General features: G+C 68.9%; 18 protein-coding genes. 5 read left to right on the forward strand and 13 right to left on the reverse strand.

The features are described from left to right. The first annotated feature begins 88 nt into the window (after positions 1–88). From RZE79_RS01765 to RZE79_RS01775, 3 genes are all read left to right on the forward strand, one after another. Positions 89–997, forward strand: coding sequence for an amino acid ABC transporter substrate-binding protein (locus RZE79_RS01765; protein ID WP_319358763.1), 909 nt, complete (start codon positions 89–91; stop codon positions 995–997). Then, complete coding sequence (locus tag RZE79_RS01770) at positions 994–2211, forward strand: pyridoxal phosphate-dependent aminotransferase (protein ID WP_319358764.1); 1218 nt, start codon at positions 994–996, stop codon at positions 2209–2211. Before RZE79_RS01765 ends, RZE79_RS01770 begins: the two co-directional genes overlap by 4 nt. Before the next feature lie 151 nt (positions 2212–2362). Beyond that, on the forward strand, positions 2363–4036 hold the full coding sequence (locus RZE79_RS01775; protein ID WP_319358766.1) for a thiamine pyrophosphate-binding protein: 1674 nt from the start codon (positions 2363–2365) through the stop codon (positions 4034–4036). 6 nt (positions 4037–4042) lie between these two features. On the opposite strand, the gene RZE79_RS01780 is transcribed toward RZE79_RS01775, so the two are convergent. Further along, complete coding sequence (locus tag RZE79_RS01780) at positions 4043–4345, reverse strand: hypothetical protein (protein WP_082549084.1); 303 nt, start codon at positions 4343–4345, stop codon at positions 4043–4045. A gap of 23 nt (positions 4346–4368) precedes the next feature. Next, the gene (locus RZE79_RS01785; RefSeq protein ID WP_319358769.1) at positions 4369–5607 is read right to left on the reverse strand and encodes an ammonium transporter; all 1239 of its coding nucleotides are present in this window, start codon (positions 5605–5607) and stop codon (positions 4369–4371) included. 416 nt (positions 5608–6023) lie between these two features. Here RZE79_RS01785 and RZE79_RS01790 point away from each other — a divergent pair, with 416 nt between their 5' ends. Continuing rightward, positions 6024–6782 (forward strand): TSUP family transporter, encoded by a 759-nt coding sequence (locus RZE79_RS01790; RefSeq protein ID WP_153281098.1) that lies wholly within the window; start codon positions 6024–6026, stop codon positions 6780–6782. A gap of 131 nt (positions 6783–6913) precedes the next feature. Here RZE79_RS01790 and RZE79_RS01795 read toward each other — a convergent pair whose 3' ends face one another. The 5 genes from RZE79_RS01795 to RZE79_RS01815 all read right to left on the reverse strand — a co-directional run bounded on the left by RZE79_RS01795 (position 6914) and on the right by RZE79_RS01815 (position 10487). After that, a complete protein-coding gene (locus RZE79_RS01795; protein ID WP_153281097.1) occupies positions 6914–8425 on the reverse strand; it encodes a tripartite tricarboxylate transporter permease in 1512 nt (503 codons plus the stop codon). 13 nt (positions 8426–8438) lie between these two features. Then, the gene (locus RZE79_RS01800; protein ID WP_056584013.1) at positions 8439–8927 is read right to left on the reverse strand and encodes a tripartite tricarboxylate transporter TctB family protein; all 489 of its coding nucleotides are present in this window, start codon (positions 8925–8927) and stop codon (positions 8439–8441) included. 339 nt (positions 8928–9266) lie between these two features. After that, positions 9267–9680 carry an RNA-binding protein gene (locus RZE79_RS01805; protein WP_319358773.1) on the reverse strand — a complete coding sequence of 138 codons (414 nt, stop codon included), beginning with the start codon at positions 9678–9680 and terminating at the stop codon, positions 9267–9269. A gap of 182 nt (positions 9681–9862) precedes the next feature. Continuing rightward, positions 9863–10099, reverse strand: a complete 237-nt coding sequence (locus RZE79_RS01810) for a DUF3820 family protein (protein ID WP_153281095.1) — start codon at positions 10097–10099, stop codon at positions 9863–9865. A gap of 7 nt (positions 10100–10106) precedes the next feature. After that, complete coding sequence (locus RZE79_RS01815; protein ID WP_192194523.1) at positions 10107–10487, reverse strand: translation initiation factor Sui1; 381 nt, start codon at positions 10485–10487, stop codon at positions 10107–10109. 45 nt (positions 10488–10532) lie between these two features. Here RZE79_RS01815 and RZE79_RS01820 point away from each other — a divergent pair, with 45 nt between their 5' ends. Next, positions 10533–11816 (forward strand): DEAD/DEAH box helicase, encoded by a 1284-nt coding sequence (locus RZE79_RS01820; RefSeq protein ID WP_319358776.1) that lies wholly within the window; start codon positions 10533–10535, stop codon positions 11814–11816. A 6-nt stretch (positions 11817–11822) separates the two neighbouring features. Here RZE79_RS01820 and RZE79_RS01825 read toward each other — a convergent pair whose 3' ends face one another. The 6 genes from RZE79_RS01825 to RZE79_RS01850 form a co-directional block, all read right to left on the reverse strand. Continuing rightward, entirely contained in the window at positions 11823–12989 is a 1167-nt protein-coding gene (locus tag RZE79_RS01825) for an acyl-CoA dehydrogenase family protein (protein ID WP_319358778.1), read from the reverse strand. Between the two features lie 15 nt (positions 12990–13004). Next, positions 13005–14165, reverse strand: coding sequence for an acyl-CoA dehydrogenase family protein (locus tag RZE79_RS01830; protein WP_319358779.1), 1161 nt, complete (start codon positions 14163–14165; stop codon positions 13005–13007). A 28-nt stretch (positions 14166–14193) separates the two neighbouring features. Then, positions 14194–15090 (reverse strand): SDR family oxidoreductase, encoded by an 897-nt coding sequence (locus tag RZE79_RS01835; protein WP_319358780.1) that lies wholly within the window; start codon positions 15088–15090, stop codon positions 14194–14196. A gap of 32 nt (positions 15091–15122) precedes the next feature. Next, the gene (locus RZE79_RS01840; protein ID WP_319358781.1) at positions 15123–17072 is read right to left on the reverse strand and encodes an acetyl-CoA carboxylase biotin carboxylase subunit; all 1950 of its coding nucleotides are present in this window, start codon (positions 17070–17072) and stop codon (positions 15123–15125) included. Then, positions 17069–18679 carry a carboxyl transferase domain-containing protein gene (locus tag RZE79_RS01845; RefSeq protein WP_319358783.1) on the reverse strand — a complete coding sequence of 537 codons (1611 nt, stop codon included), beginning with the start codon at positions 18677–18679 and terminating at the stop codon, positions 17069–17071. Before RZE79_RS01845 ends, RZE79_RS01840 begins: the two co-directional genes overlap by 4 nt. A 73-nt stretch (positions 18680–18752) precedes the next feature. Further along, the gene (locus RZE79_RS01850; RefSeq protein WP_153281087.1) at positions 18753–19532 is read right to left on the reverse strand and encodes an MHYT domain-containing protein; all 780 of its coding nucleotides are present in this window, start codon (positions 19530–19532) and stop codon (positions 18753–18755) included. Positions 19533–19628 lie beyond the last annotated feature (96 nt).

Raw genomic sequence — 19628 nt, forward strand, 5'->3', positions numbered from 1 at the left:
GTTGTTCTCGCCGCGCAGCACCTCGCTGCAGCGGCAGGGCAGTGGTCGCGCGCATCCCCCCAAAGAAAACCACCAGGAGACAGAAAAGATGAAGATGCAACTGAAGACCCTCGCCACCGCCGCGCTGCTCGCGCTCGCCTTCGGCACCACAGCCACCGCGCAGCAGGCCCCGACCGGCGGCACGCTCGACAAGATCAAGGCCAGCGGCAAGGTCGTGCTCGGCGTGCGCGAGGCGTCGCCGCCCATGGCCTACATGCTGGGCGCGGGCGACAAGTACGTGGGCTACCACGTCGAACTCTGCGAGCGCGTGCTGAAAGACATCGCGCCCGACGCCAGGCTCGAGTACATGGCCGTGACCGCGCAGAACACCATCGCGCTGATGCAGAACGGCACGCTCGACATCGGCTGCGGCCCGACCACCAACAACACCGCGCGCCAGCAGCAGGTGGCCTTCGCGCTCACCACGTATGTGAGCGAGGTGCGCATGGCGTCGCGGGTCGACTCGGGCATCACCACGCTCGACCAGCTCGCGGGCCGCAACGTGTCGGCGTCGAGCGGCACCACCGCCGTGCAGCTGCTGCGCAAGCGCGAGCGTGCGCAGAACGTCTCGTACAACACCTTGCTCGGCAAGGACCACCTGGAGAGCTTCCTGCTGATGGAGTCGGGCCGCGCCGACGCCTTCGTGCTCGACGACAACCTGCTCGCCGGCATCATCGCGAACTCGAAGATCCCCGCGGCGTATCGCATCACGGGCGAGGCGCTGGGGTCGGAGCCGATCGCGCTGCTGTTCCGCAAGGACGACCCGGCCTTCAAGGCCGCGGTGGACGGCGCACTGCGCAAGCTCATGAAGAGCGGCGAGCTCGAGAAGCTCTACACCAAGTGGTTCGTGGCCGCGATTCCCCCGAAGAACACCAGCCTCAACCTCCCGATGAGCCCCGTGCTCAAGCAGCTGATGCTCGAACCCAACGACAAGCCGCTGGAAGCCTACGCCAAGTGACCGACGCCGCCGTGTTCTCGCCGGCGCAACGCGTGCGCGCCATCCACGTCTCGGAGATCCTGCGTATCACCGACCACGCGCAGGCGCTCAAGCGCGCCGGCCGCCCGGTGATCGTGCTGGGGGCGGGCGAGCCCGACTTCGACACGCCCGAGAACATCCGTCACGCGGCCTCGCAGGCGATTGCGCGCGGCGACACGCGCTACACGGTGCTCGACGGCAGCCCGGCGATGAAGGCGGCCGTGCAGCTGAAGTTCAAGCGCGACAACGCGCTGGACTTTGCGCTCGACGAGATCAGCGTGAGCGCGGGCGCCAAGCAGGTGATCTTCAACGCGCTGATGGCGAGCCTGAACCCGGGCGACGAAGTGATCCTGCCCGCGCCGTACTGGACCTCGTACGCGGACATCGTGCAGATCTGCGGCGGCGTGCCGGTGTCGGTGGCGTGCGGCGAGGAGAACGGCTTTCGGCTGACGGCGGCGCAGCTGCAGGCGGCCATCACGCCGCGCACGCGCTGGCTCTTTTTGAACTCGCCGTCGAACCCGAGCGGCGCGGCCTACAGCGCCGCGCAGCTGAAGCCGATCACCGACGTGCTGCTTGAGCACCCGGGCGTGTGGGTGCTGGCGGACGACATCTACGAACACATCCTCTACGACGGCCTCGCGTTCGCGACGCCGGTGGCCGTCGAGCCAAGGCTGAGAGATCGCACGCTCACGGTGAACGGCGTGTCGAAGGCCTATGCGATGACGGGCTGGCGCGTGGGCTACGGCGCCGGGCCGCGCGCGTTGATCGCGGCGATGGCCGTGGTGCAGAGCCAGTCGACCTCGTGCCCGTCGTCGGTGAGCCAGGCCGCGGCGATCGAGGCGCTCACCGGGCCGCAGGACATCGTGGCCGAGCGCTGCGCATCCTTTCAACAGCGCCGCGACTTCGTCGTGGCCGCGCTCAACCGCACGCCAGGCCTGCATTGCCGCGTGCCCGAGGGCGCCTTCTATACCTTTGCAAGCTGCGCCGGCGTGCTCGGCAAGCGCACCGCCGGCGGCGCGCTGCTGCAGACCGACAGCGACTTCTGCCGCTACCTGCTGCAGGAGGTCGAGGTGGCGGTGGTGCCGGGCAGCGTGTTCGGGCTTGCGCCGTATTTCCGCATCTCGTATGCGACGTCGATGGCGCAGCTGGAAGAGGCGTGTGCGCGGATTGCAGCGGCATGCGCGGCGCTCTCGTGAATTTCTCCCTCCCCCGCTGGGGGAGGGCAGGGGTGGGGGCACGCGGCGTATCCATTGCCGTCGGCCGTTTCAGCGCCGCTTGCCCCCATCCCAGCCTTCCCCCAGAGGGGGAAGGAGCGAATACCAAGACCTTCATCACATTGGACACCCCATGACTTCCTCCCGCACCGGCGGCCAGATCCTGGTCGACCAGCTCATCACCCACGGCGTCAAGCAGCTCTTCTGCGTGCCCGGCGAAAGCTTTCTCGCCGTGCTCGATGCGTTGCACGATGCATCGATCGACGTGACGGTGTGCCGGCAAGAAGGCGGCGCGGCGATGATGGCCGAGGCGCAGGGCAAGCTCACGGGCCAGCCCGGCATCTGCTTCGTCACGCGCGGCCCCGGCGCCACCAACGCCGCGGCGGGCGTGCACATCGCGCACCAGGATTCGACGCCGCTCCTGCTGTTCGTCGGCCAGGTCGCGCGCGATGCGAGGGGCCGCGAGGCCTTCCAGGAGCTGGACTACGGCGCGGTCTTCGGCACGATGGCCAAGTGGGTCGTGCAGATCGACGACCCGGCGCGCGTGCCCGAGCTGGTCTCGCGCGCCTTCCATGTCGCGACCTCGGGCCGGCCCGGTCCGGTGGTGATCGCGCTGCCCGAAGACATGCTGACCGAAGCCGCCGTGGTGGCCGATGCGCTGCCCTATGCGGTCACCGAAACGCATCCCGGCGCGGCGCAACTGGCCGAGCTGCAGCAGCGCCTGTCGCAAGCGCAGCGGCCCGTCGTCATCCTGGGCGGCAGCCGCTGGTCTGAAGCCGCGACGCAGCAGTTCGCGCAGTTCGCCGAGGCGTATGCGCTGCCCGTGTACTGCTCGTTCCGCCGCCAGATGCTGATGTCCGCCGAGCACCCCTGCTACGCGGGCGACCTGGGGCTCGGCGCGAACCCGCGCATGCTGGCGCGCATCCGCGATGCGGACCTCGTGCTGCTGGTCGGCGGGCGCTTGTCGGAGGTGCCGTCGCAGGGCTATGAGCTGTTCGCGATTCCGCAGCCGAAGCAGGCGCTGGTGCATGTGCACGCGGATGCCGACGAGCTCGGCAAGCTCTATCGACCGGCGCAGGGCATCCACGCCACGCCGCAGGCTTTTGCCGAAGCGGTGTCCGCGCTGCGCCCGGCTTCATCGCCCGTGTGGCAGGCCGAGACGAAGACCGCGCGCGAAGACTTCCTGCGCTGGAGCGCCCCGGCCACGATCCGCATTCCCGGCCCGCTGCAGATGGGCGAGGTCATGCAGCACCTGCGCGAGGTGCTGCCGGCCGACACCATCTTCTGCAACGGCGCGGGCAACTTCGCGACCTGGGTGCACCGCTTCTGGCCGTTCCGCGCGTTCGCGAGCCAACTGGCGCCGACCAGCGGTTCGATGGGCTACGGCCTGCCGGCGGGTGTCGGCGCCAAGCGGCTGTGGCCCGAGCGCGAGGTGGTCGTGTTCGCGGGCGACGGCGATTTCATGATGCATGGCCAGGAGTTCGCGACCGCCGTGCAGTACGGCCTGCCGATCCTCGTCGTGCTGCTGGACAACGGCATGTACGGCACGATCCGCATGCACCAGGAAAAGCACTACCCCGGCCGCATCAGCGCCACGCAGTTGAAGAACCCCGACTTCCGCGGCTATGCCGAAGTGTTCGGCGGCCACGGTGAACGCGTGACCACGACGGAAGAGTTCGGCCCCGCACTGGCGCGAGCCCGTGCCAGCGGCAAGCCGGCGATCCTGCATTGCCTGCTGGACCCCGAGGCGATCACGCCCGCGAGCACGCTGCAGTCGATCCGCAAGGCGGCGTTGGCCGCGAACTGAACGTCGTCAGCGCAGGCCGCCGACGTAGCGCGGCGGCGGCGTGGGCGGCAGGCCGTCGGGCTGGCGCGCTGCCAGCCGCGCGGCGCGGGCCAGCGGTTCCATGGCCTGCTCCAGCCGTGTGGCGAGCTGGTCGAGCTCGTCGTCCTTCGTCTCGGCGGCGTGGATGCGCGTCATGCGCACGATCTCGGCGGCGTACTCGGCATTGGTGGCCATCCATTCGGTGTCGGTCACGCGTCCGTGCTTGCGCCGCAGCGCCACGTGCAGGCGGGCGGCGAGGGCGATGCGTTCGCTTTCGGACATGGATGGCATGGCGGGTCTCCAGCGTCTGCGGGTCAAGCTCCCAGGTGTTCCTTGTGTTGAGCAAGATCGAGGCCCACGAGTTCGCTCTCGGGGTCGACGCGCAATCCGACCAGCACATGCACGAGGAAGAGCACGATGGCCGTGCCCGTCGCGCTGTAGATCGCGACGCTGCCGACGGCGATCGCCTGCGTCAGCACGCTGCCCGTTGCGCCCGAGATGCGCGGGTCGGCGAACACGCCGGTGAGCAGCGCACCCACGATGCCGCCGATGCCGTGCACGCCGAACACGTCGAGCGAGTCGTCCGCACCGAGCAGGTGCTTCAGGCCCGTGGCGCCCCAGTAGCAGGCCAGCCCGGCGATGGCGCCGATGGCCAGCGCCGCCAGCGGCGTGACGAAGCCGGCCGCCGGCGTGATCGCCACCAGCCCGGCCACGAGGCCGGAGCACAGGCCCAGCAGCGAGGGGCTGCGGCGCACGATCCATTCGCCGATCATCCAGCTCATGGCGCCGGCCGCCGCCGCGATGTGCGTCACCAGCATGGCCAGGCCGGCGCGCCCGTCGGCCGCCACCGCCGAGCCGGCATTGAAGCCGAACCAGCCCACCCACAGCAGGCCCGCGCCGGTCATGGTGAGCGCCAGGCTGTAGGGCTCGAAGGCCTCGCGTCCGTAGCCCCGGCGCGGCCCGAGCGCATAGGCGCACACCAGCCCCGCGATGCCCGCGTTGACGTGCACCACCGAGCCGCCCGCGAAGTCGAGCGCGCCCATCTGCGCGAGCCAGCCGCCCGGCTCCCACACCCAGTGCGCGACGGGGGCATACACGAGCACGCTCCACAGCAGCGCGAACCAGAGCAGGGCGGAGAAACGCATGCGCTCCACAAAAGCGCCGAGCACGAGCGCGGTGGTGATGATCGCGAAGCTCAGCTGGAACATGGCGTAGACCGACTCGGGCACGTTCGGTGCCACATGGCTCACGGCCACCTGGCCGGCGTCCTTCAGGTACTCGAAACCCGAGAAGCCGATGCGCGAGAGGTTGCCCAGCCAGGGCCAGCCCGGCGTGAAGGCCAGCGAGTAGCCGAGCGCGAACCAGGTCAGCGAAACCACCGCGGCGATTGCCACCACCCCGGCCATGGTGGCCAGCACGTTCTTGCGCCGGACCATGCCGGCGTAGAAGAGCGCGATGCCGGGCAGCGTCATCAACAGCACCAGCGCGGTCGAGGTCATCATCCAGGCGGTGTCGGCCGCGTTCAGGGAGGCTTGGGGTGCCAGCAGGGCCATGACCGTTTCTTCTTGGAGTGGTGGACACAGGCCTGTGTGCACGAGTCATGCCATCTGTTAACTGGCTGAAACACTTTCGTTTCCCAACTGGGGGGGCGAAGTAAGTCGAAGCGGGTAATTCCTAATGCACTGGGGCGGTGCGCGCTTGCACAATCTGCGCACTCGCGACGGGCCCTGCTCGTACTGCCGAGGGTCCGAGGAGACAAGCTTCCGATCGATCAACAAGAACATTCTTCAAAGGCTCCGTACGAGATGCCTGTCTGATATTTAAAAAGCGCCGCTGGTCGGCGCTTTTTTTTGCCTGTTCGCCGCGCGATCTCGGGCGCTTTCCTCCAAGCCAAACAAGCCTTCTGACCAGCTGGGGTCGGCCATGACAGCTATCGTTTCGATAGCGATTCGGTGAGACAATCGCCCGCATGGAAATGCTGGTGGTCACGGGCGCCTCACTGCTCGCGGGTTTTATCGATGCGATCGTGGGCGGCGGCGGGTTGATCCTGGTGCCGGCCCTCTTTGCGGTGTTTCCGGGCGCGCCGCCGGCCACGCTGCTGGGCACCAACAAGAGCGCGTCGATCTGGGGCACCGCGGCGTCGGCGGCCCAGTTCAGCCAGCGGGTGCAGATGCGCTGGGGCGCGATGTGGCCGGCCGCGCTGCTCGGCTTCGGCGGCTCGATGGTCGGTGCGTGGACCGTCACGGTCTTCCCTGGCGATTTCCTGCGCCGTGCGCTGCCCGTCATCCTGCTGGGCGTGCTGATCTACACGCTGGCGCGCAAGGACATGGGCCGGCTGCACGCGCCGCGCTTCAGCGGCCGCGCCGAGACGCTGGCGGCCAGCACCATCGGCCTGACCATCGGTTTCTACGACGGCTTCTTCGGGCCGGGCACGGGCAGCTTCCTGGTGTTTTTGTTCGTGCGCTGGATGGGCTACGACTTCCTCAACGCCTCGGCCTCGGCCAAGGTCATCAACACGCTGACCAACGCCGCCGCGCTGATCCTGCTGGCCGCCAAGGGCCACGTCTGGTGGCACTACGGGCTGGTGATGGCGGTCGCCAACGTGGCCGGCAGCCTGGTCGGCACGCGCGTGGCGCTGAAGCACGGGGCGGGCTTCGTGCGGATTGTGTTCATCGTGGTGGTGAGTGCACTCATCCTGAAGACGGCTTACGACGCGTTTCTGAAATAGAAAAAGCCCCGGGCGCGAGGCCAGGGGCTTCTTCGAGAAACACCGAGGAACCGGCTTTGCCGGGCCTCAGGTGTTGCCCCCGGTAGGGGGTTGGCGAAGCGACACGAAGTGCGCGCAGCCTGGGGGCGAGCTTAGTCCTCGACGAATGCCTCTTCGCGTTTGGCCTTGATCGCCGGCAGCAGCACGATGCACAGCAGCAGCGCCGCAGCCACCAGCAGCCCGGCCGACAGCGGCCGCGTGACGAACACGCTCCACGCGCCGCGCGACAGCAGCAGCGCGCGCCGCAGGTTCTCTTCCATCATCGGCCCCAGGATGAAGCCCAGCAGCAGCGGGGCCGGCTCGGTGCGCAGCTTCAGGAACAGGTAGCCGATGAAGCCGAAGATCGCCACCATCCACACGTCGAAGGTGTTGTTGTTGGTCGAGTACACGCCGATCGCGCAGAACAGCACGATCGCCGGGAACAGGAACTTGTAGGGCACCGTCAGCAGCTTGATCCACATGCCGATCAGCGGCAGGTTCAGCACGATCAGCATCGCGTTGCCGATCCACATCGAGGCGATCAGGCCCCAGAACAGCTCGGGGTTGCTGGTCATCACCTGCGGGCCGGGCTGGATGTTGTGGATGGTCATCGCGCCCACCATCAGCGCCATCACCGCGTTGGGCGGAATGCCCAGCGTCAAGAGCGGAATGAAGGAGGTCTGCGCGCCGGCGTTGTTCGCCGACTCGGGCGAGGCCACGCCGCGGATGTTGCCCTTGCCGAAGGGCACTTCGCCCGGACGCATCTTGATCTTCTTCTCCAGCGCGTAGGCCGCGAAAGCCGCCAGCAGCGCGCCGCCGCCCGGCAGGATGCCCAGGGCCGAACCCAGCGCCGTGCCGCGCAGCACGGCGGGCGTCATGCGCTTGAAGTCGTCCTTGGTGGGCCACAGGCCCTTGACCTTGTGCGTGAACACCTCGCGCTCGTCGTCGGGCTGCGAGAGGTTGCCGATGATTTCGCCGTAGCCGAACACGCCCATGGCGATCACCACGAAGCCGATGCCGTCGGTGAGCTCGGGAATGTCGAAGCTGAAACGCGCGACGCCCGAGTTGACGTCGGTGCCGACGATGCCCAGCAGCAGGCCCAGCACGATCATCGCCACGGCCTTGAGCAGCGAGCCCGAGGCCAGCACGACCGCACCGATCAGGCCCAGCGTCATCAGCGAGAAGTACTCGGCCGGGCCGAACTTGAAGGCCAGCTCGGTCAGCGGGGGCGCGAAGGCGGCCAGGATCAGCGTGCCGACGCAGCCCGCGAAGAACGAACCCAGTCCCGCCGCGGCCAGCGCGGGGCCTGCGCGGCCCTGCCTTGCCATCTGGTAGCCGTCGATGCAGGTGACCACCGAGGACGACTCCCCGGGCAGGTTCACCAGGATGGCCGTGGTCGAGCCGCCGTACTGGGCGCCGTAGTAGATGCCGGCCAGCATGATCAGCGCCGACACGGGCGGCAGCGCGTAGGTGGCGGGCAGCAGCATCGCGATGGTCGCGACGGGGCCGATGCCCGGCAGCACGCCGATCAGCGTGCCCAGAATGCAACCGACCAGGCAGTACAGCAGGTTGGTGAAGGTGAAGGCGACGCCGAAGCCGGTCGCCAGGTTGTGGAACAGTTCCATGGCGGTGTGCTCCTCAACCCGAAATGAACGTGGGCCAGACCTGGATCTGGAGCTTGAGCGCCCAGATGAAGGCCACATAGCTGCCTGCGGCCAGGATGGTCGCCAGCACCAGCACGTCGCGCAGCTTGAAGTGCTGGCCGGCCATGCTCGAGATGATCGTCAGCGCGTAGATCGCGATGATCATGCCCATCGCCGGCAGCCCGACGCTCGGCAGGCCGCCCAGCAGCACGCCGAAGGCCAGGTTGGCGCCCAGCACGAAGGCCAGCGGCTTCCAGGCCCATTTGCCGATCTTGTCGCCGTCGGCGCTCTCGACCACCATGGCCTGGAACATGATCAGCGCGCCCAGCAGCGCCAGCAGGATGCCCAGCATCAGCGGGAAGTACCCCGGCCCCATGCGGGCGCCGTCGCCGATGGTGTAGGTGGTGGCGCCGATGGCGAACGCGCCACCGACGGTGGCGAACATGACTCCTGAGAAGAAGTCCGCCTGTCTCTTGATCTTCATCGTCTCGACCCTCTGTTTCGAAGGGGACGAGGGTCGTCGCCAGCGGCTGACCGTCGGCTGACCGCCGCGGTACGGACAAATGCGTAGATGAGCTCTCCCCCAGGCTTCGCGCACTTCGTGTCGATGGACTTGGTTCTCCCCCAGCCTTCGCGCACTTCGTGTCGCTGCGCCAACCCCCTTCCGGGGGCAACGCCAACGGCCCGGCAAAGCCGGTTCCGTGGCGTTCCACGAAGGGATTCGTGGGAATGGGGCGATGGACGTCAGAAACGAAAAAAGCTCCCGAAGGAGCTTTTTATTCATTCAGAGCGCCGAGGCGCTCATGAGTGTGTGGGGGAGGGCTTAGTAGCCGCCGCGGCCACCGCCGCCGCCGCCGTAACCACCACCGCCGCCGCCGCTGCGGCCACCACCGCCGCCGCCGCCGTAACCGCCGCCGCCACCACCGTAGCCGCCGCCGCCGCCACCACCGCCGTAGCCGCCACCACCGCCGGTGCGGGGGGGACGTGCTTCCATCGGACGGGCTTCGTTCACCGTCAGGGCGCGGCCCTGCAGCGATGCGCCGTTCATGCCTTCGACAGCAGCGAGTGCTTCTGCGTCGGTGCCCATTTCGACAAAGCCGAAGCCCTTCGAACGGCCGGTGTCACGTTCCATCATGACCTTGGCGCTGACGATCGTGCCGAACTCGCCGAAAGACTGTTCCAGGTCGTTGTCACGCACGGAGTAGGCGAGGTTGCCCACGTAAAGTTTCTTGCCCATGGAGGGACTCCTAATTCAAACCAAAAAAACACAAAGCGATGGAGTCCCAGAATCACAACAAACTAATGCGCTGTGGCGCGAAACTGACCGATCACCAAATTACGTGCACGGGAGCCGAGGCTCGCAGACACGTGAGCCGGATTATCCGGCCCGATTCCCAAAAAAAGGGAGGAATTTTTGTGTTATCGAGAAACATTCCGGCCCGGCGGGCGGTTTCGCAACGGTTTCAGGAGGTCGGACAGGCCGTTGTGGTCTATTTCATGCATCAAAGCGAGCAGTCGGCCAATTTCTCCCGAGGGAAAACCCTCGCGCGCAAACCAGGTCAGGTAATTTCCGGGCAAATCGGCGATCAGCGTGCCCTTGTGCTTGCCAAAAGGCATTTCGAGCGTCACCAGGCGCTGCAGGTCTTCGGGGTTCATGTGCTGCTCAACCGCCCGCGCGCTTGACTGTGTGGCCCTGCTTCACGAGGGCGGCGATCACCACCTCGCGGTGATCGCCCTGGATCTCGACCGTGCCGTCCTTCACCGTGCCGCCCGTGCCGCAGGCCGCTTTCAACTGTTTGCCCACGGCCGCCAGCGCCGCCGCGTCGAGCGGCAGGCCCTTGACCACGGTCACGCCCTTGCCCTTTCGGCCCTTGGTCTCGTGCGATACGCGGACAATGCCGTCCGTGGCCGCCGTTTGCGCCTTCGCGAGTTCCTTGCAGCGGCATTGCGCCACCGGGGCGCCGCAGTCGGGGCACATGCGCCCGCCCGCCTCGGTGGAGTACACCAGCGTGCTGCCGGTGCGGTTGCTTTTCATCGTTCCCATGCGATCCGTCTTTCTTTCGATCTCTCTTTTCTCGGTGCCCGTTCCATGCCATTCGATACCCTGGGCCTGACCCCCGCACTTGCGCAAGCGGCCGCCGCGAGCGGCTTTGCCGCGCCGACCGCCATCCAGGCGGCGGCCATCCCTGCAATTTTGCAGGGCCGCGACCTGCGGGGCTCGGCACAGACCGGCTCCGGCAAGACGGCCGCATTTTCCCTGCCGCTGCTGCAGCGCCTGGCCGCCGAGCCTGCGTCGTCCGCCTCGCGCCGCCTGCGCGCGCTGGTGCTCGCGCCCACGCGCGAACTCGCGGCCCAGGTCGGCGAGACGCTGGAAGACTTCGCCCGCCACCTGCCCGAGCGCCTGAAGATCGTCGTCGCCGTCGGCGGCGTCTCGATCAACCCGCAAATGATGCGCCTGCGCGGCGGTGCCGACATCGTGATTGCCACGCCCGGCCGGCTGCTCGACCTGGTCGAGCACAACGCGCTCGCGCTCGACGCCGTGTCGATGCTCGTGCTCGACGAGGCCGATCGCCTGTTCGATCTCGGCTTTGCCGAGGAACTGCAGCGCATCCTCGCGCTGTTGCCGACGCGGCGCCAGAACCTGCTGTTCTCGGCCACCTTTCCGATCGCCATCCAGGCGCTGGCCGACGACATGCTGCACGACCCGGCCCTGGTCGACGTGCAGGGCGAGCCCGGCACGCGCCCCGACATCGTGCAGCGCGCCATCGAGGTCGACGCCGGCCGCCGCACCCAGTTGCTGCGCCAGCTGCTGAAAGAAAACGAAGGCACGTGGGACCGCGTGCTGGTGTTCGTCGCCACGCAGCACGCCGCGCAGACCGTGGCCGAGAAGCTGTATCGCAACGGCATCTACGCCGTGCCCTTCCATGGCGACATCGCCCAGGGCACGCGCCGCGACATCCTCGCGCAGTTCAAGCAGAGCCGCTGGGACGTGGTGATCGCCACCGACCTCGCGGCGCGCGGCCTGGACATCGCGCAGTTGCCCGTGGTCATCAACTACGACCTGCCGCGTTCGCCGACCGACTACATCCACCGCATCGGCCGCACCGGCCGGGCGGGCGCGAGCGGGCTGGCGATCAGCTTCGTGAGCGCGGCGACCGAAGCGCACTTCCGCCTGATCGAAAAACGCCAAGGCCAGCACGTGCCGCGCGAACGCATCGAAGGCTTCGAGCCGGTCGAGGTGGCGCCGGTGCTCGTCGATACCTCGGGCAACGGCGGCGTCAAGGGCGCGCGGCCGAGCAAGAAGGACAAGCTGCGCGCAGCGGTGGCGCTGGCCGCTGCCTCGCAAAGCAACGAGACCGAGCCGAACGACTGAGGTCGGCTACACCCACCCCAGCTGCCTCGCCGCCAGCTCCTTCATGATCTCCTCGGCCCCGCCGCCGATCATCATCACCTTGACCTCGCGGTAGATGCGCTCGCTCACCGTGCCACGCATGAAGCCCATGCCGCCGAGGATCTGCACGGCCTGGTCGGCGCAGAACTGCATGGTCTGCGTGGCGTGGTTCTTGAGCAGGCAGACCTGCGCCACCCATTCGGGCGCGTTGATGCGGCCCGCTGCTTCGTGGGCGTCGCCCTCGGCGGACACGGCCTCGAGCCAGGCCTCGGTCGAGGCGATGCGCATCTGCATGTCGACCAGCTTGTGGCGCACCGCCTGGTGCTCGATGAGCGCGGCGCCGAAGGTCTTGCGTTCGCGCGACCAGGCCAACGCTTCGTCGAGGCAGGCCTGCGCAAAGCCCAGCGCACCGGCGGCGAGCCCGACGCGCTCGCCGTTGAAGTTGCCCATGACCATTCGGAAACCCGCGCCCTCTTCGCCGAGCAGGTAGCGCGCGGGCACGCGCACGTTGTCGAAGTGCAGCGTGGCGGTGTCGGAGCACAGCCAGCCCATCTTCGCGAGCCGCGTGCGCGAGAGGCCGGGCGCGTCGCCCGGTACCAGCAGCATCGAGAGCCCGCCCGCGCCGCGGCCTTCGCCGGTGCGCACGGCCACGGTGATCCAGTCGGCGCGCATGCCCGAGGTGATGAAGGTCTTCTCGCCGTTGAGCACGTAGTGGTCGCCGTCGCGCTTGGCTGTCGTGCGCACCGCCGCCACGTCGGAGCCGCCACCCGGTTCGGTGATCGCGAGCGCGGCGATCTTCTCGCCGCGCAGCACTACGGGCACGACCTCGCGGCGCACGGCATCGCTCGCGTGCAGCACCACGGGCGGCAGGCCGATGTTGTGCGAGAACAGGCTCGCGAGCACGCCGCCGCTCTGGCCGTGGCGCGCGAGCGCGACCCAGGCAGGCAGCTTCAGTGAATAAGAGGCGGGCGTGCCGCCGAGTTCGTCCGGGTAGCCCAGGCCCAGCAGGCCCAGCTCGGCCGCGCGGGCGTACAGCGCGCGCGGAAATTCGCCGGCCTCGTCCCAGGCCTGCACGTTCGGTGCGATCTCGGTCTGGGCGAAGCGCCGCACCGTGTCGGCGAGCGCGGCACGGTCGGCCTGCAGTTCTGCGTCCATGGATGGCGTGCCCGGTCAGCCGCGCGGCGGGCGCTTGGCGATGCCCATGGTCTTGGCGAGGATGCCGAGCATCACCTCGTCGGCGCCGCCGCCGATCGAGCCCAGGCGGCCGTCGCGGTACAGGCGCGAGACGCGGTTCTCCAAGGTGAAGCCCATGCCGCCCCAGAACTGCAGGCAGGTGTCGGCCACCTGGCGCGTGAGGCGGCCGGTCTTGAGCTTGGCCATCGACGCGAGTTCGAGCACGTCTTCGCCCTGCACATGCAGGTCGCAGGCGCGGTAGGTGAGGGCGCGCAGCGCCTCGACCTCGGTCTTGAGTTCGGCCAGCTTGAACTGCACCCACTGCTGGTCGGCCAGCGTGGCGCCGAACATCTGGCGCTGCTGCGCCCACTCGATGGTCTGCGCGATGCAGTCTTCCATCGGTTCGAGCGAGCTGGCGGCGGCCCACAGCCGTTCTTCCTGGAACTGCTGCATCTGGTAGACGAAGCCCTGGCCCTCTTCGCCGACGCGGTAGCGCTGCGGCACGCGCACGTTGTCGAAATAGATGAGGCCGGTGTCGCTCGAGTTCATGCCGATCTTGCGGATCTTCTTGGCCTTCTCGATGCCCGGCAGGTTCATCGGCACCATCACGAGCGACTTGTTGCGGTGCACCGGCCCGTCGCTGGTGTTGACCAGCATGCACATCCAGTCGGCCTGCAGGCTGTTGGTGATCCACATCTTCTGGCCGCTGATGAGGTAGTCGTCACCGTCCTTGCGCGCATGGCTCTTCAGGCCCGCCACGTCGCTGCCCGCGCCGGGCTCGCTCACGCCGATGCAGCCGACCATGTCGCCCGCGATGGCGGGTGTGAGGAACTCGCGGCGCAGTTCGTCGCTGCCGAAGCGCGCGAGTGCGGGCGTGCACATGTCGGTCTGCACGCCGATGGCCATCGGCACGCCGCCGCAGCTGATGTGGCCCAAGGCTTCGGCGAAGGCCATTGCATACGAATAGTCGAGACCGGCGCCGCCAAAGGCCTCGGGCTTGTTCAGGCCCAGCAGGCCGAGGTTGCCGAGCTTCTTGAAGACCTCGTGCGCGGGAAAGATCTCGGCGGCTTCCCATTCGTCGACGTGAGGGTTGATCTCCTCGTCGATGAATCGGCGCAGGGTCTTCTGCATCTCGAGGTGTTCGTGGGTGTACTGCATCAGGGGTCTCCGTTCGTTCGATCGCTCTTCATTTGTCCTGGAACACGCGCGGTGTCTGCGCGAGGTGAAAGCCGTCATAGGGCCGCACCGCGGGGCGCTGCTGCGCCTGCGCGTCGGGCAGCTCCATCGGCCAGCCCATGCGCGCCTGCGGTCGCGCGCCGTCCACGCGCAGCACGGTGCCGCTGATGAAGGCGGCGGCCGGGCTCAGCAGGAAGGCGATGGCGGCGGAGGTCTCGGCCTCGTTGCCGAAGCGGCCCGCGGGCACGGTCTTGCGCATGGCGCGCAGCATGTCGCCGGCCTCGGGCGGGTAGTGGTCCATGCCGCTGGAGGCGATGTAGCCCGGCGCCACGGCGTTCACGCGCACGCCGCTCACGGCCCATTCGGCGGCGGCGGTCTCGGTGAAGCTCACCATGCCGGCACGCGCGGCGCCGCTGTGGCCCATGTTCGGCATCGACCCCCAGATGTCGGCCACGATGTTGACGATGGCACCGCCGTGCGCCTGCATGCTCTGCACGTAGCACTCGCGCGCCACGAGGAAGCCGCCCGTGAGGTTGGTGTGGATCACCGCCTCCCAGCCCTTGGCCGAGATGGCGGCCAGCGGCGTGATGTACTGGCCGCCCGCGTTGTTGACCAGCCCGTCGATGCGGCCGTGCGCCGCGACGATGGCCTTCACCGCCTCGCGCACGGCATCTTCCTGGCGGATGTCGAAGGCCTGCGTGCTGGTCTGGCCGCCGGCCGCTTCGATCTCGGCGCGCACCGCATCGAGCTTCTCGGGCTTGCGGCCGACCAGCACCACGTGGGCGCCGAGCGAGGCCAGTTCGTGCGCGGTGCAGCGGCCGATGCCCGAACCGCCGCCGGTGACGACGATGCATTGCCCGCCGAACAGGGTGGGCGCGAAGACGGAGCGGTAGTGGGGTGCGTTCATGGAGAAGGGCTCTGGCAAAGGGAAGAAGGCGATCAGGCCTCGGCGATTTCGGCCACGATGTGGCGCGCAGCGACCTGCGCGCCCACGGCCACATGCAGCGCCGCGACGCGGCCCGCGCGGGGTGCGCAGTGCACGTGTTCCATCTTCATGGCTTCGAGCGTGACCAGTGGCTGGCCTGCGGTGACGGTGTCGCCCTCGGCGGCCAGCAGTGCGACGACGCGGCCGTTCATCGAGGCGCGCAGCAGGCCGTCGCCGCCGCCCGCGTCGGCGCGCGCCACGGCCACGTGCGTGAGGTCGTCGAGTTGGAAGGCGCGGCCGTCGAAATGGAAGTCCGTGCGTTCGGCGCACCGCACGACCTGCGCCTGCGCGGCCACGCCGTCGCAGGCGAAGCGCAGCAGGCCGTCGTCCGCGAGCGCCAGCAAGGCGAGCGACACGGGCGCGGCATCGTCCAGTACGACCTCGAAGCGCGCCGCGCCGCGCGGCGTCACGCGCGCCGTGTGCACGGTGCCGTCGAGCGCGAAGCGCAAGGCATTGGGCAGCGTGTGCGCCAGCGGCGAGGGCCAGCCGCGTGCGCCGGTCTGCAGCAAGAGAGCGGCGAGCAGGGCGGCGCGCGTGTCGGCCGCAACGTCGGCTGCGAGCAGCGCATCGAGGTGGTCGCCGATGAAGGCGGTGGTCGCCTCGCCATTCGCGAACACCGGGTGCGCGAGCGCGCGCTGCAGCAGCGCCTGGTTGGTCGACAGGCCGAGCGCGACCGTGTCGCGCAGGCCCGCCAGCAGCCGCTGCCGCGCTTCGTCGCGCGTGCGGCCCGAGGCGATGAGCTTGGCGACCATCGAGTCGTAGAAGGGCGGCACTTCGGCGCCGTCGCGCAACGCGTGCTCGGTGCGCAGCATGGGTGACGTGCGCCATGCGCTCAGCGTGCCGCTCTGCGGCAGGAAGCCCTGCTGCGGGTCTTCGGCGCACAGCCGCACCTCGATCGCATGGCCGGCGATGCGCACGTCGTCCTGCGTGAGCGGCAGCGGCTCGCCGGCGGCCACGCGCAGCTGCAGCTCGACGAGGTCGAGGCCCGTCACCGCTTCGGTCACGGGGTGCTCCACCTGCAGCCGCGTGTTCATTTCCATGAACCAGTACTGGCCTTGCGCGTCGAGCAGAAATTCGAGCGTGCCCGCGCCTTCGTAGGCGATGGCTTTCGCGGCGGCCACGGCGGTGGCGCCCATGCGCGCGCGCAGCGCGGCGTCGACGGCCGGCGAGGGCGCTTCCTCGATCACCTTCTGGTGGCGCCGCTGCACCGAGCAGTCGCGTTCGCCGAGGTGGATCGCGTGGCCGTGCCGGTCGGCAAACACCTGGATCTCGATGTGGCGCGGCGCGACGATGGCGCGCTCCAGGATCACGGTGGCGTCGCCGAAGGCATGCAGCGCCTCGGACTGCGCGCTCTGCAATTGCTCGGCGAAGGCGCCGGCTGACGCCACGAGCCGCATGCCGCGCCCGCCGCCGCCGGCGGTCGCCTTGATCATCACGGGCCAGCCGATGCGCTCGGCCTCGGCGGCCAGCGTGGCGGTGCTTTGGTCGTCGCCCTGGTAACCGGGAATGCACGGCACGCCGGCCGCCTGCATCAACCGCTTGGCGCCGGCCTTGTCGCCCATCGCGACGATGGCCTCGGGCGACGGGCCGATGAAGACCAGCCCCGCGTCGCGACAGGCCTGCGCGAACGCGGCGTTCTCGGCGAGGAAGCCGTAGCCCGGATGCACCGCGTCGGCGCCGCTGGCGCGGGCCGCGGCAATGATCGCGTCGATGTTCAGGTAGCTCTGCGCGGGCAGCGGCTCGCCGATGCACACCGACTCGTCGGCCTGGCGCACGTGCTCGGCGTCTGCATCCGCACGGGAATACACGGCGACCGTGCGGTAGCCCATGGTGCGCGCGGTGCGTATCACGCGCACCGCAATTTCGCCGCGGTTGGCGATCAGGATCTTGTGAAAAATGCTCATGGCCGTGCCACCGAAAACTGCATGGGTTGCGGCGCACGCGCCTCGGCGTCGCGGCAGATCGACAGCGCCTCGGCCAGCACGGCGCGCGTGTCGCGCGGGTCGATCACGCCGTCGTCGAGCAGCAGCGCGCTGGTGGTGAAGACGCTCATCTGGCGGTCGAAGCGCTCGACGATCTGGCGCTGCATCGCGTCGATCTTGTCGCGGTCGACCGTGCCCTTTCGCGCCATGCCCGCCTCCATGACGATGGCCATGGTCTGCGCCGCCTGCTCGCCGCCCATCACCGCAGTGCGCGCGTTGGGCCACGAGAAGCAGAAGCGCGGTGCGAAGCCGCGTCCGCACATGCCGTAGTTGCCCGCGCCGTACGAGGCGCCGCAGTGCAGCGTGATCTGCGGCACGTTGGCGTTGGTCACGGCCTGGATCATCTTGGCGCCATGCTTGATGATGCCGGCCTCCTCGTGCGCGCGGCCCACCATGTAGCCCGTGATGTTCTGCAGGTAAACGATGGGCGTGCGCGACTGGCAGCAGGCCTGGATGAAGTGCGTCGCCTTGGTTGCGCCGTCGGAGTCGATGGGGCCGTTGTTGGTGATGATGCCCACCGCATGGCCTTCCAGGCGGATGTGGCCGCAGACGGTGGCGCTGCCGTAGTGCTCGCTGAAGGCCAGGAACTCCGAGCCGTCGGCAATGCGCGCGATGACCTCGCGCATGTCCACCGGCCGGCGGCCGTCGGCGGGCATGAGGCCCATCAGCTCTTCGGCGTCGTGGCGCGGCGGCGCGAAGGTGCGCGGCGCTTCGTCGCGCGCCCAGTCGATGCCGCCGAGGATGGCGCGCGCAATGCGCAGCGCGTCGCGGTCGTCCTCGGCCAGGTAGTCGCCCAGGCCCGAGATGTGGGTGTGCATGACGGCGCCGCCCAGTTCTTCCTCGGTGGCGATCTCGCCGGTGGCGGCCTTCAGGAGCGGCGGCCCGGCCAGGAAGGCCCGCGTGCGGTCGCGCACCATCACGATGTAGTCCGACAGGCCCGTCTGGTAGGCGCCGCCCGCGGTCGAGGAGCCGTGCGTCACCGTCACCACCGGCAGGCCCGCGGCCGAGAGGCGTGCGAGGTTGCGGAAGATGTTGCCGCCGCGCACGAAGTCCTGCACGCGGTACTGCATGAGGTTGGCGCCCGCGCTTTCCACCAGCTGGACGAAGGGCAGCTTGTTCTCCAGCGCGATCTCGTGCAGCCGCAGCTGCTTGTCCAGCCCCATGGGCTGCAGCGCGCCGGCGTCGATGCCGGAGTCGGAGGCGCTGATCATGCAGCGCACGCCGGCCACGCGCCCGATGCCGGCGATCAGGCCGCCGCCGGGCACGCTCTTGGTGAGGTCGGGGTTGTCCTGGCCCAGGCCCGCGAGCGTGGCCAGCGGCAAAAAGGGCGCGCCGGTGTCGAGCAGCAGCGCGAGGCGTTCGCGCGGCAGCAGCTGGCCGCGCTTGGCGAAGCGCTCGGCCGAGGCGCTGGAGGCGGCCACGGCGCGGGCTTCGTGCGACCGGACCTGCTCCAGCAGCGACAGCATGCTCGCGCGGTTGGCCTGGTAGGTGTCTGCGGCCGTCTGCAGCCGGGATTCGAGAAAGGGCATGGGGGTCTGTGCGAAGCGCAACGTGTCGTTCGCACAGACTGTAGGAGGCGGGCCCCGGGCCCGCTTGCGCCAACTAGCTGGGGCGCACGCGCTGCCGCGCGGCGGCGGCGGGGGCGTCGAGGCTGCTGCCCGTGACCACCCAGTAGATGAAGATCAGCACCGCGCCGGCCGTGCCGAACACCGTGAGGCCCATGTAGCTGCCGCCGAGCGTGAGCGCGTCGACCGGCGCTGCGGCCGTGCAGATCATGCTGGCCGCGCTCATGCCCACGTAGTGCATGGTGCAGACCGCCACGCCCATCACGGCGGCGGCCGCCACCTGGTGGCTCAGCTTGCGCAGGTTGAAGGCCAGCCACAGCGCGGCGGCGGCGGCCGTGATGGCGATGACCACCGACAGCGCGACCATGCCGGGGTCGAAGCTCATCGTGGCCCGCATGTTCATCGCGAACATGCCCATGTAGTGCATCACGCACACGCCCAGGCCGGCCAGCAGGCTGCCGGCCAGCCAGCCGGAGCGGCTGAACTTGGCCCGCCCGCCCGCCAGGTACAGCGCAATGCCCGAGATCAGGATGGCCGCCACCAGCGACACGATGGTCAGCGGCATGTTGTACGAGATGCCGAAGGGCAGCCGGTAGGCCAGCATGCCGATGAAGTGCATCGACCAGATCCCGATGCCCCCCAGCGCCACCGCGGCGCAGGCCACGATCGCCAGGTTGGGTTTGCCGTCGGCGCCGACCATGCGCCCGGCACAGATCAGGGCCACCAGCGAGCCGAAGAAGGAAATGACAAACGAAAGTGCAACCAGCCCCAGGGAGTATTCGGGCGATAGCACCTGGCCTACGACGAGTGGAGTCATGCGGTGTCCCTTCGGAAAGAGCGCTTCGCGGACCCCCGATTGCCCTATGCGATCGGAACGCTGCGAGGCGTCCCGGCCAGTTTGTAATATATGTTT

The sequence above is a fragment of the Variovorax sp. EBFNA2 genome (genome assembly GCF_033802765.1).
In the GTDB taxonomy this organism is placed as follows: Bacteria; Pseudomonadota; Gammaproteobacteria; order Burkholderiales; family Burkholderiaceae_C; genus Variovorax; species Variovorax paradoxus_H.